The sequence below is a fragment of the Mediterraneibacter massiliensis genome (assembly GCF_001487105.1).
In the GTDB taxonomy this organism is placed as follows: domain Bacteria; phylum Bacillota; class Clostridia; order Lachnospirales; family Lachnospiraceae; genus Mediterraneibacter; species Mediterraneibacter massiliensis.
Map to the genome: position 1 here is coordinate 1019553 of NZ_LN913001.1, position 13006 is coordinate 1032558.

The window sequence follows — 13006 nt, forward strand, 5'->3', positions numbered from 1 at the left end:
TAAAAGTTTATAAAAATTTTATTAGCACTCTTATTTAAAGAGTGCTAATTTTGTATTGACTTTTAAAATCTGCTGTATTAGAATATCTCTTAGATGTTGAATGTACCCTCTCTTATTTGCTGTATAGTTTGCCGAGAGAGGAAAAAATGTAGAAAGAGGAGTGTTATCTATGGCAACAAAAAAAGGTAATTTATCGATTGACAGTGAGAATATATTTCCTATTATAAAAAAATGGGTATATTCCGATCATGATATCTTTTTCCGTGAGATGGTATCAAACGGATGTGACGCGATCACGAAGTTAAAGAAACTGGATATGATGGGGGAATATGAACTTCCGGAAGAGTATAAGGCAAAGATCCAGGTGATCGTAAATCCGGAGGAAAAAACGCTGAAATTTGTTGATAACGGTCTTGGTATGACAGCGGACGAAGTGGAAGAGTACATTACCCAGATCGCATTTTCCGGCGCTACACAATTCTTGGAGAAATACAAGGATAAAACTACAGAAGATGAGATGATAGGACATTTCGGACTTGGCTTTTATTCTGCGTTTATGGTGGCAGATGAGGTGCAGATCGATACATTGTCTTATAAAGAAGGAGCAGTACCTGTACATTGGGCAAGCCAGGGCGGCACAGAATACGAGATGCAGGATGGAAATAAGACGACGGTGGGCACAGAGATCACTCTGTTCTTAAATGAAGATAGTCTGGAATTTGCAAATGAATACAGAGCACGGGAAGTGCTTGAGAAATATTGTTCATTCATGCCGGTAGAAATTTTCCTTTCCAAGGCGAATGCAGAACCACAGTATGATACTATAGATGAAGAGGATGTATTGGATACAGATACGGTGGTTGAACATATTACGGAAGAACCGAAAGAGGGAGAAGAAGGCGAGCCAAAGAAGAAGGCAAAAATCGTAAGACGTCCTGTCTCAATCAGTGATATACATCCTCTCTGGGGGAAAAATCCAAGCGCATGTACGAAAGAAGAGTATATTGAATTTTATCGAAAAGTATTCATGGATTATAAAGAGCCTTTGTTCTGGATCCATCTGAATATGGATTATCCGTTCAATTTGAAAGGGATCCTGTATTTTCCGAAGATCAATATGGAGTACGAATCTATTGAAGGAACGATTAAGCTATACAATAACCAGGTATTTATCGCAGACAATATCAAAGAAGTCATCCCAGAGTTTCTGATGGTGCTAAAGGGTGTGATCGATTGTCCGGATCTGCCTCTGAACGTATCCAGAAGTGCATTGCAAAATGACGGATTTGTAAACAAAGTGGCGGATTATATTTCTAAAAAAGTGGCGGATAAACTGACCGGAATGTTTAAAACAGACAGAGAAAGCTATGAGAAATATTGGGATGATATCAGTCCGTTTATCAAATTCGGCTGCCTGAAAGATGAGAAATTCGGGGAGAAGATGAAAGATTCTATGCTTTATAAGAATCTGGAGCACAAGTATTTGACACTAGATGACGTTATCAAAGAAAATGGCGGCTCCCAGGAAGAACAAGACGAAAATACAGATAAAGCAGAACCGGAAAAACAGGAAACTGAAGCAGGGCAGGATACAGATACCCAGGAGGCGGAGAAGGAAGAAAAGAAGACGAATATCTATTATGTAACGGATGAGGTGCAGCAGAGTCAGTATATCAATATGTTTAAGGCGCAGGGACAGGATGCGGTGATCCTGACACATAATATCGATTCTGCCTTTGTAAGCTATCTGGAACAAAAACATCAGGATATTCATTTCTTACGGATAGACGCGGATGTACACGAATCTATGAAAGATGAAGTGGCGGAAGAAGAAAAGGAAGAATTTAAAAAGACAACAGACAGTCTGGTAGAGATCTTCAGAAAAGAGTTGAACAATGATAAACTAGATGTTAAAGTAGAGAAACTAAAAGACGAGCAGGTGGCTTCCATGGCAGTTCTCTCGGAAGAAAGCAGAAGAATGGAAGAGATGATGAAAATGTATGGAATGAGCGGTATGGATATGAGTGCATTTGGAAGCAAAGCAACCTTGATCCTAAACGCAAACCATCCGCTTGTAAAATTCCTTGTGGAGCATAAACGCAGTAAAAATGTGCCAATCATCTGCAAACAACTCTATGATCTGGCAATGCTTGCACATAAACCTTTGAGTCCGGAAGAAATGACGGCATTTGTGCAGAGAAGCAATGAGATCATGCTGCTTCTGACAAAATAAGAAAAAGCGGTACGTAAATGAAAAAAGCGGGTAAGCGAAAGGGCGGGCTTACCCGTTTTTTAGACTGTGCGTGATAAGATTGCTTTGGCAAGTGAAAGTGTTTAGATTTCCGGTTCAAAAGCAATTTTTTTCTGTATAAAAAACTTTTGTACATTTTTATCCCAGACATGCTCCAGAGATTTATCCATTGTGAAAATATGGAGGGAAGTTCCTGTTACACAGCTTAGAGAAGCACCTTCGTATTTAAGATTCAGATAAAGTCCCTGAACAGATTCCGGCTGAAAATCTAACTGGTTTTGTTCGATCAGACGAGCGATGTTTTTAGGAGACAGACAGAAAATAAATTGAAAGCTCAAAGGGGTTCGTTTGCCTTTGATAATAGAAAAGCAATATTCACGTATATCGCTCCAGGAAGAATACTGTGGAAGATCTTCCGCGGCATCGAAAAAATTTTTTTGCATATATCCATCGATCGTAAATGTGTTGAAAGTAACGATCTTGCCTTCGATAAAGAGAAAATGATCAAATGTATCAGATAAGAGCAGATGACGCATAAATTCTTTGGTGTGTGTCAGTTTTAAAGAAATCATAGAAACCTCCCGAATCAAGCTTTTGCACATAAGATTTTGTTGAAGCTGTATTTATAAGTATAACACATTCGGGCAAAGCCAGAAAGAGAGCGAAAACAAAAAATAGAGCAAAGAAGAAAGTGTGGATATAAAAGAGGCTGCCGAAATTACCATCGGCAGCCCTTGCTTGTTAAGGCCAGATTCCTCTGAGATTTTTTGCGTCTACCACACGTTTTACAGCGATCAGATATGCACCGGTACGTAGTGTAGTCTCTTTTTCTTTAGAAATATCCCATACAGCTTTAAATGCCTGATCCATGATGGTTTTTAACTGTTCGTTTACGTGTTCTTCACTCCAGCTGACAGATTGGATATTCTGTACCCATTCGAAATAAGATACAACAACACCACCGGCATTTGCCAAGATGTCCGGCACGAGTACGATACCTTTCTTTTGCAGGATCTCATCCGCCTCTATAGAAGTCGGTCCGTTAGCCGCTTCCACAATGACTTTTGCACGGATGCGGTCAGCATTGTCTTTATGGATCTGATTTTCTAATGCGGCAGGGACAAGAAGCGTTGTTTCTAACTCTAGTAATTCTTCATTTGTGATGTGTTTTACATTCTCCTTTTCGTAGCCTTCCAGAAGATTGCCGCGTTTTGCGTTTATGTATTCGAGAATATCCGGAATATCCAGTCCATCTTCGCAGTAAAGTCCTCCAGATACATCGCTTACCCCCAGGATTTTCATACCGGCCATGTGCAGAAGTTTAGCAGAAACACTTCCTACATTTCCCATGCCCTGTACAACAGCAGTCGTGCCGCTGATCGGTATCTGCAAGGCACGCAGTACATTTAAAGAGGTGATCATAACTCCACGGCCTGTTGCTTCACTTCTTCCCAATGCGCCTCCTAATTCCAGTGGCTTGCCAGTTACGACGCCAGGTACACAGTGCCCTTTGAGCATGCTGTATGTATCCATGATCCATCCCATGACTGTGGCATTGGTTCCTACATCAGGAGCCGGAATATCTTGCTCTGGTCCGATGATTGGAGCAATCATCGCCGTAAAACGACGGGTCAGACGACGGAGCTCCTCTTCTGATAAAGTAGTAGGATCACAGACGATTCCGCCTTTACCTCCCCCATAAGGGATGTTGACAACTGCGCACTTAAAAGTCATCCATGCAGCCAGAGCTTTTACTTCGTCTTCATTTACATTTTGATGATATCGTATCCCGCCTTTTGCAGGCCCTCTGGACGTAGAGTGTTGGACGCGGTATCCTTCGAAAACACGGACGCTGCCGTCGTCCATGCAGACAGGAACAGAAACTTTTAACTCACGTTCCGGATACAGGACAGCTTCATAATCACTGTGTGAATAGCCCAAAATAGCAGCTGCTTTATTCACTGTTGAAACGACATTTTCATAAGGATTATATTTGTCAGTACTCATTATATTTTCCTTCTTTCTTAGAATTTGAAACGAAAAGAAATATGCAATATATTGCAAAGAAACAAAATAACTACAAAATTCCTATAAACCTATTTTTTATGTATACCCAAAGCAGGGTGAAGAAATAGAGGCACTTTGGGTATACAGTTCATAAAATTCAAATATAGGAAGTAAGCGTATACTATTAAAATTTCAAGAGCGGCGTAATATCTGCCAGTTTACAATTGGGAGCCAAGTCGCAGGCGCGCATAAGGAAATTCAGTTTATCGATACGTTCTCCGGAACGTGGAGCGCCGTTTTTGATAAAGCCTACCTGAAGTCCTACAGCGAGATCCATGACTACATCACCGATCACGCCGCCGGCTCTGCCGGAAGGGGTGGCGATCAGCTGATGTGCTTTGGCAAATTCATACGTATGCAAAGCTTCTGTGATCGTTCCGACCTGGTTGGGTTTTAAAATGAAACCATCCAGGGCATCTAGATCATACGCTCGTTTGAGTCTGTTTAAGTTTGTGACGATAAAATCATCTCCCAGAAGATTGGTACGAGTGATTATTTTATGTGCTTTCGGATAAGATTCCCAATCTTCCTCATCCAATAGATCTTCGATAAAGACAAAATTAAATTTTTCTGTCAATCCTTTTACATAATCGATCAAAACATCCGCAGAAACACGTTCTCCTTTCAAAAGGTACGTATTGGTTTCTCTGTCATACATTTCGCTGGAAGCACAGTCGAATGCAAAGCCAATCTTTCCGGTATATCCGCAGTTTTCAATTGCTTCGGACATCAGATTTAAGTTTACTTCCGGATCTTCGCTTGGGGAAGCGTATCCATAGGAGGGCGCTACGACTGGTTTGTGTCCCAAATATTTTGTGAGTACTTTTTCCAATTCCTGGAATGTATTGATCCCCATCTCTACAGATTCATAAATACTGGATGCTCCGTAGGGCATGATGATAAATTCATTAAAAGGCTGCGTCAAGTTTTCATAATGCCCGCCATTGATCACATTAAAACTTGGAACGGGTACAGTTTGTATATTTCCGCCGGCTATATATTCATATAAGGTCTGATGGGAAGCCTCGGCGGCAGCTCTGAAAAGAGCGATAGAGGTAGAATAAATCGCATTTCCTCCCAGATTCTTTTTCTCGGGTGTACCGTCTAAGTCGATCATGATCTGATCCAGTTCCTCCTGATGGCTGACATCTTTTCCGATCAGCGCCGGTGCAAGGATCGTATTTACATTGTCTACTGCCTTATGTACACTTAATCCATGATATTCTGCCGGATCATTGTCCCGCAGTACACAGGATTCGAACATGCCTACAGAAGAACCGGTAGGAGCACAGCCTCTCCCCAAAAAACCGTCTTCTGTTACAACGTCTACTTCTACCATAGGGCGGCATTTACAGTCTACGATCTGACGTGCATGGACAGATTTGATTTTAGAATTCATAGGTCAGTCCTCCAATTTTGGAATATATAGAACATTAAAATCACAAAGGTTCGTACCGGTATTTCCGGTAAATACGGCATCTCCCATTTCAGAAAGGGCTTCATAGCATGCATGACCTCTCAAAGCGCCAAATACATCTACACCTTTTTCCAGCGCCGTTTTATAACTGGCGGAGTCACAGATGCCTCCGGCTACAGGTGTGGTGCCGTCTGTTCCTTCAGAGTCGATGGAAAGCATGCAGGCGCCTTTTGTTTTAGCCGCCAAGATGGAGAAGCTAAGTGTCAGTTCCTGTCCAGGACCGCCGTGTCCGGTGATGAGACTGTTGTCCAGGATCTGTGTCGTTGTCTCTCCAGAGCTTAAAATAACACAAGGTGCTTTGATCGGATTGCCATATGCCTGTACTTCTCTGGCAATCGAGGCAAAGAAAGAACCGGCATCTTTGCTTTCACCTTCCAGGAAGGAAGTCAGAATGATAGCTGGGATTCCCATTTCTTCTGCGATCTCTTTGGCATAGATACAGGAATCCGGCAGTGTGTTTAGCAGAAAATAGGTATTGTCTGGGAAAGCTTTCGGTGTTTCGCCTTCCGGTCCTACGTTCATCAGATAGTCAACTACACTCTTGGGAAGCCGATCTGCTACATCATAATCCTTGATGACTCTGCGGGCATCCTCCAGTGTGGTTTTATCCGGTCCCATAGGTGTGCTTGCGTATTTTTCATAAGGGATACCGATATCCTTTGTGGCAGGATTGCCGACTGCGTCGCTGATACCAAAACCGATCAGTTCAGCGCCTACCTTCTGGATACGTTTTGCCAGCATACCGCCGTTCATTGCGGAAATGTGACGGCGGATCGCGTTGACTTCATAAATACCGGCGCCGGATTTTAACATGACGTCCGTTGTTTTGATCTCATCGTCCAGTGTAATACCTTCGATAGGGCAGCTCATAAGTGCAGAACTTCCGCCGCTGATCACTACGATGAAAAGGTCATCGGGACCGGCGTGATCCACTAAATCGAGAATCTTTAAGCAAGCCTCATAACCGGCTTGATTTGGAAGAGGATGTCCGCCCACATAGACATCGGTGTTTTGAAAATGATCGGTTTCTTCTGCGACCTTTACAATAGCGATCCCCTTTGTCAACTTATCGCCAAGGATCTCATCTACAGCCATAGCCATGTGGTTGCAGGCTTTTCCTGCTCCTAATAGATATACATGTTTCTTTTTTGATAAATCCCATGATTTTGTTCCGATATGCAATATATCGCCGTCTAGATGCATGATACTTTTAATTCTCTTATAGGCATCCAAACGTTCCAGTGTCTTGTTTGTGATATCCAGTACGACTTTTCTGGAATCAGCGTCTCCATGGGAAACCAGGGCATCGTAATTTTTGATCTTACTCATAGTAATAATCCCCTTTACTTCCTTAATTGATAATAAATCGTATTAAACAGAACATTAAAAGAAAAATGAAAAACAAAATGTATTAAAATGTACTTTTAATAATAATGTGATATATTGAATATGTCAATATATAAATGATAAAAATGAAATAAATAGTGAAAAGTACTAAAAACGAAAGCTGAATATTGTGACAATATCTAAAAAAGCATTAAATATATCGAAAATATTGACATATGCAATATATTATAATAGTATAAATGTATTAAATAAAACATTAAGAACAGAAAAATGAAGTGTGCAAAAATGTAGGAGTGTAAAGGATGCAGTATGTGAAGTAAAGTGATGAAAGGAGAAGAAAAATGGCACATAAAACAGAGTTTCTTTATTTATCAGAAAAGGATACGATTGAAGCAGGTGTTCTTGATGCAGAGAAATGTATTGACAATGCGGAAGAGGTCTTTACCTTATTAAGTAAGGGTGATTATCTGATGGGGGGCAGCAATCACAATAGTCATGGAATGGGGATCGTATTCCCAAAAGAAAGTCCTTTCCCGAACATGCCGGTGGCAGGTCCGGACAGAAGATTTGTGGCGATGCCTGCTTACCTGGGGGGCAGATTTGATGTGTGTGGTAATAAGTGGTACGGTTCCAATGCAGCCAATCCGAAAAAAGGACTTCCAAGATCTGTTCTGACTGTTACATTAAATGACAAAGATACGGGAGAACCGCTTGCTTTTATGTCTGCCAACTTACTGAGTGCAGCTCGTACAGGCGCTGTTCCGGGTGTAGCTGCAAGACATCTTGCAAGAAAAGATTCTGAAGTGATCACAGTTTTAGGATGCGGTCAGATCAACCGTTCCTGCTTACGCTCCATTGCTACGCAGCTTCCTAATCTGAAAAAAGTGATTTGTTATGACATTTTCGAGGCTGCTGCAGAGAAATTCCTGGAGTGGGAGAAAGAAGAACTGGGCTATGAAGGAGAAGTTGTTCTGGATCTTGAAGCTGCTGTATGTCAGGCAGATGTGATCACAGTAGCTGCTTCCAGATTAAAACCATTGTATGTAAAGGATGAGTGGATGAAAGAAGGAGTGACTCTATTGATCACTGGTCCTATGCAGACAGATGATTCTTTCTGGATGAATACCAATTTGATCTATGACAATGTACGTCTTCATGAAGCTTATGTACAGGAAGCGGTAGAGTCTGGAGATATTGCCGGATATTATAGAGGTGTGATCGGCGGACCGATCTATACGCTGATCGATGCCGGCAAGATGCCTCCTCTGGCAGAATCAACCAGTATTGGTGATGTGATCCAGGGAACCAAACCGGGCAGAACAAATGATAAGGAGAGAGTTTCCTTTGTTGCCTGTGGTATGGCTACTTTTGATGTGGGTCTGGGCTATGACTTATATCATACCGCTTTGGAAAAAGGCATTGGTACCAAATTGACTCTGTGGGATGATCCTTATCAAAAATAAAGAGAGGGGGAAAGTAAAGTGTCGCTATCTTTATTGATAATGATTATATGCTTTCTATTGCTTATGGTGATCGGGCTGCCGATCGCTTACAACTTAATCGTAACAACGTTAGTGTATACACTTGTAGCAGGTTTTGATCCTATCCAGATGGCGATCAAGATGTACGGAGGCATGAACAGCTTTTCCTTTTTGGCAGTTCCGTTCTTTGTATTGACCGGTCAGCTTATGCTCAGAGGAGGATTGCTGGAATCTTTGATCAAATTTGTAAATGCTTGGTTTGGAAGATTTAAAGGAGCGATCGCGATCGTAACGATCGGAGCTTCCTTACTTATGGGGTCAATCGTCGGTCTGGCTGTAGCATCCGCTGCATCTCTGGGCGCATTCTTGATCCCAATGATGAAAAAAGAAGGCTATTCAGCGCCATTTTCAGCAGCTGTAATGTCCTCCGCTTCCTTGCTGGGGCCTATCATGCCGCCAAGTGTATTGATGATCCTGTATTGTACGGCGGTAGGCAAAACCTCTATTACAGGTATCTTTATGGCAGCTGTAACGCCGGCTATCTTAATAGCAGTTTTGCAGTGTGCAGTTGCGCATCGTGTGGCGAAGAAGAGAGATTATCCGTCTTATGGGAAGACTACATTGGCTGAAAAAGGAAGAGCGACAGGAAAGGCAATTCCGGCGCTGCTGCTTCCGGTGATCATCTTAGGCGGTATTTTCAGTGGAGTATTCTCTATCACAGAGGCATCCGGCGTGGCAGTTATTTACAGTGCGCTGCTTGCGTTTTTTGTAAACAGAAGTGTGAAATTAAAGGATATTCCGGATATGATCATCGAGGCTGCCTCTACATCTGGTCTGGTACTGATCTTGGCCGGAGCCGGTACGGCAATGGCATGGGGTATAGCTAATGAACGAGTGATGGCTATGCTGAGCGCTCCGTTATCTTCCATGCCGACATGGCTGTTCCTTCTTTTGGTGAATATCCTGATGATCATCTGTGGTATGTTTATGGATGATTATGCTTCAACGGTAATCTTGGCGCCGATCATTTCCCCTATCGCATGGGCTATGGGCATCAATCCGTTACATATCGGCGTTGTATTTTGTGTAAACCTTGTAGTTGGTCTGGCAACTCCACCATTCGGCATTACTTTGTTTGTAACGAGTCCGGTGGCGGGATGTAAGCTGGAAGAAACTGTCCGGGAAGCTATACCGTTCCTTGCTGTGACTATCGGTGTGCTGCTTCTGATCACGTTTGTGCCGCAAGTAGCATTGTGGCTGCCGAATTTACTGGGCTATACCGGATAATTGTATCTTAAATAGTAGAAGGGAGAAAAACTATGAAAAAAGGTGTGAGAATTATATTGGCGGCAGCGCTTGTGCTGAGTATGACAGCAGGGGCTATGGGATGCGGCATGAAACGTACGAACAGCTCCGGTGGCACTGCAGGCGGCGGGGCGGCGGAAGAAGACATAAGCGGCAGCTATGTAATCCGTATTGCCTGTGAAAATTCAGAGACTTATCCTGCTACACTCGGACTGCAGGTTATGAAGGAATATGTGGAGAAACAAACGGATGGTAATGTAGAAGTAAATATCTATGCAGGCGGACAGCTTGGCGGAGAAGAAGAGACGCTGGAGCAGGTATCACAGGGGTCTTTGGAAATGGCAGTTGCTTCTTTCGCGCCGGTTGTATCCTATGATCCGGAATTCGAAGTGATGGATATCCCGTTTGTATATAATACCTATAATGAAGCATGGATGGTATTAGACAGCCATATTGGAACAGATATGCTGAATTCTTTGAAGGATTACGGTATGATCGGTCTGGCATTTATGGAGAATGGTTTCCGCCAGGTGACAAGTAATAAATCTCCGGTTACTGCTATGGGTGACTTGTCCGGCTTAAAGATCCGTACGATGCAGAATAATAACCACATCGGTTTCTTCCAGGCTATGGGCGCTAATCCTACGCCGGTCGCATTCTCCGAACTGTATATGGCACTGTCTCAGAATACAGTAGACGCGCAGGAGAACCCGATTGCCAATGTAACAGATAAAAAACTCTACGAAGTACAGAAGTATCTTTCACTGACAAACCATATTTACGATGCAATGCCATTGGTATGTAACCTGGATTTCTTTGAAAGCCTGCCCGGAAAATATCAGGGGATCGTGCAGACCGGCGCTGTTCTGGGAATGGAATACAGTCGTTTCTGCAATGCAGAAAGAGAGGACCTGATCTTAGAAGAACTGGAAGGCTATGGCATGGAAGTCAATGAAGTGGATGAGGCAGCACATGAAGAAATGAAATCTGTCGCACAGCCTGCAGCAATCGAGTCTGTTGCCAATGATATAGGGCAGGAGAAGGTAGATGCTTATCTGGCAGAGGTAGAAAAAGTGCTTGGGGAAATCAGTGATTATTAAGCAGGGAGAAGGTAGAATATGATCGAAGTATTAGATAAAATAGTCAGAGGGCTGTATAAAGTGTTAAAAGTCGCTTTGTGTGTGGTTTTGATCGCTATGGTCGGCATTCTTGCGGCACATGTTATCGCCCGCTATGTTTTGAATAGTTCCTTGACATGGTCAGAAGAACTTATGAAGATTTTGCTTGTATGGTTTGGACTTTTAAGTGTGTCTGTTCTTGCTGCAAGGAGAGAGCACGTATCGATCGTAGTGTTTAAGGATCATATGCCGAAAAAGGTATCTGCGTTTTTGACAAAACTGACACAGGTCATTACAGTACTTGTCTGTATCGTCGTGATCTATATAGGGATCCAGTATGTACTTACTGCGGGACACCGTCCGACTCCGGCTCTGCGGATGCCCTATGGCTACGCATATGTGGCTATCCCAGTTTCCTTTTTCTTCGTAACGATTTTTGAATTCCGTAATTTGATCGTAGACTTGACGGGAAAGGGAAGTTATGCTGCTATCGATAAACCAAAAGAAGACCTGACAGGAGGCAAAGAGGTAACACTGGATTAGGAATCTTGTAGACCTGAGATTCAGTATGGATTTTAAGAGGGTGCTGTGTTGTTTCATGTACAGTACCCTCCTCTTTAATTAGGAGGAGAAGATGGTATTAAAAAAAGAAAAGGATGGGTGGGTGTATGAAGATCAGCGCCTGCATATGCAGTGTACCATTCCTGCAGCTTGTGAAGTAAGCATGCTGCAGACACCGGATATACCTGAACTACGTGAGCAGGAGAAAATAGAACAGGAGATCCGCAGCCCCGGTTCTGGGAAAACATTGACGGAACTTGTCAAAGAAAAAAAGGCAAAAACAGTCAGCATTTTGGTGTCAGATGCCACTCGTGCTGTTCCTACGGCAAAACTGGCATTTGCGGTAGTGAAAGAATTACAAGAGAACCAGATCGCTTTGCAGGATATTACTTTTTTTGTGGCGATCGGAGTGCATAGACCGGCTACAGAAGCAGAGTGTCAGGAAATCTTGGGGAAACTGTATGGAAAAGTGAGGATTGAAAACCATACGCCTTTTGATAAGGAAAACTTGTTGTATCTGGGGGATACCAAAAGAGGCACCCCTATTTATGTAAATCAAAGAGCCTATGAATGCGATCTGCATATTCAAATAGGAAAAGTGGAGCCTCATGAATTTGCAGGTTTTTCGGGAGGAAGGAAATCTGTTTTGCCAGGAATTGCCGGCGAGGAAACGATACAGATCAACCACAGACCGGAGATGATCTTGGATCCGAAAGCAGGGATAGGAATATTAGAGGGAAATCCTGTACATGAGGACATGCTGGAAGCTGCCGAAATGTTTCGGATTGATTTTTCCGTAAACTGTATTTTGAATAATACCCTGCAATTGTCCGCCGTCTATGCTGGTACTCTCAAAGAATGTCATGAACAGGCAGTGCAGTATGTGAAAGAAATATTGGGAGTCCCTTTCAAAAAGCCGGATATCCTCATAACCACACCGGGACTTCCTTTGGATATCGATTTTTATCAGGCAGTCAAAGCGCTCATCGCATTGACGGAAGTATTGGAAGAGAGTACGACGGTGATCTTGTACTGTGGATGTAAAGAAGGCATCAATTCGCCGGATATGCTTTCTGCATTCTGTTCTGACGAATCTTTGGAAAATGTGGTAGCCTATACAGAAGAACACTATAAGATACAGATGGATCATGTTCTTCTTCTTTCAAAAATATTAAGAAAACATGTCCGTATTTTTGTCGTATGTCCGAATATAAAGAAGGAAGATGTGGGAGAAATGTTTATGTTTCCTTTTGACAGTCTTCAGGAGGCGGTGGATGAGGCGATCCGCTCAAGCGAAAGAAAAGATCCGGATATCCTGATCTATCCAAGACCACAGACGGGTCTGCCTGAGAAAACAGACTAGGGGTATGTAGAAAAAAAGAAGCGCAGATGCAGGCGC

At 42.8% G+C, this 13006-nt stretch carries 10 protein-coding genes; 6 read left to right on the top strand and 4 right to left on the bottom strand.

Features of this window, described 5'->3' with window-relative positions; translation table 11 throughout:
* The first annotated feature begins 169 nt into the window (after positions 1-169).
* Complete coding sequence (gene htpG, locus BN3282_RS09180) at positions 170-2233, top strand: molecular chaperone HtpG (RefSeq protein ID WP_059068567.1); 2064 nt, start codon at positions 170-172, stop codon at positions 2231-2233.
* Between the two features lie 101 nt (positions 2234-2334).
* Here the strand turns inward: htpG and BN3282_RS09185 are convergent, their stop codons facing one another.
* The 4 genes from BN3282_RS09185 to BN3282_RS09200 all read right to left on the bottom strand — a co-directional run bounded on the left by BN3282_RS09185 (position 2335) and on the right by BN3282_RS09200 (position 7124).
* Positions 2335-2823 (bottom strand): DUF5721 family protein, encoded by a 489-nt coding sequence (locus tag BN3282_RS09185; RefSeq protein WP_059068569.1) that lies wholly within the window; start codon positions 2821-2823, stop codon positions 2335-2337.
* A gap of 169 nt (positions 2824-2992) precedes the next feature.
* Positions 2993-4258 carry a Glu/Leu/Phe/Val family dehydrogenase gene (locus BN3282_RS09190; protein WP_059068571.1) on the bottom strand — a complete coding sequence of 422 codons (1266 nt, stop codon included), beginning with the start codon at positions 4256-4258 and terminating at the stop codon, positions 2993-2995.
* A 184-nt stretch (positions 4259-4442) separates the two neighbouring features.
* On the bottom strand, positions 4443-5717 hold the full coding sequence (gene eno / locus BN3282_RS09195; RefSeq protein WP_059068574.1) for a phosphopyruvate hydratase: 1275 nt from the start codon (positions 5715-5717) through the stop codon (positions 4443-4445).
* 3 nt (positions 5718-5720) lie between these two features.
* Complete coding sequence (locus tag BN3282_RS09200) at positions 5721-7124, bottom strand: glycerate kinase type-2 family protein (RefSeq protein ID WP_059068577.1); 1404 nt, start codon at positions 7122-7124, stop codon at positions 5721-5723.
* Between the two features lie 359 nt (positions 7125-7483).
* Here BN3282_RS09200 and BN3282_RS09205 point away from each other — a divergent pair, with 359 nt between their 5' ends.
* The 5 genes from BN3282_RS09205 to BN3282_RS09225 all read left to right on the top strand — a co-directional run bounded on the left by BN3282_RS09205 (position 7484) and on the right by BN3282_RS09225 (position 12970).
* The gene (locus BN3282_RS09205; RefSeq protein ID WP_059068578.1) at positions 7484-8605 is read left to right on the top strand and encodes a tyramine oxidase subunit B; all 1122 of its coding nucleotides are present in this window, start codon (positions 7484-7486) and stop codon (positions 8603-8605) included.
* Between the two features lie 39 nt (positions 8606-8644).
* The gene (locus BN3282_RS09210; RefSeq protein ID WP_059068580.1) at positions 8645-9910 is read left to right on the top strand and encodes a TRAP transporter large permease; all 1266 of its coding nucleotides are present in this window, start codon (positions 8645-8647) and stop codon (positions 9908-9910) included.
* Positions 9911-9942: 32 nt separating this feature from the next.
* On the top strand, positions 9943-11028 hold the full coding sequence (locus tag BN3282_RS09215) for a DctP family TRAP transporter solute-binding subunit (protein WP_059068582.1): 1086 nt from the start codon (positions 9943-9945) through the stop codon (positions 11026-11028).
* Between the two features lie 18 nt (positions 11029-11046).
* Positions 11047-11589, top strand: a complete 543-nt coding sequence (locus BN3282_RS09220) for a TRAP transporter small permease (protein ID WP_059068583.1) — start codon at positions 11047-11049, stop codon at positions 11587-11589.
* A 91-nt stretch (positions 11590-11680) separates the two neighbouring features.
* Positions 11681-12970, top strand: coding sequence for a nickel-dependent lactate racemase family protein (locus BN3282_RS09225; RefSeq protein WP_059068584.1), 1290 nt, complete (start codon positions 11681-11683; stop codon positions 12968-12970).
* Positions 12971-13006 lie beyond the last annotated feature (36 nt).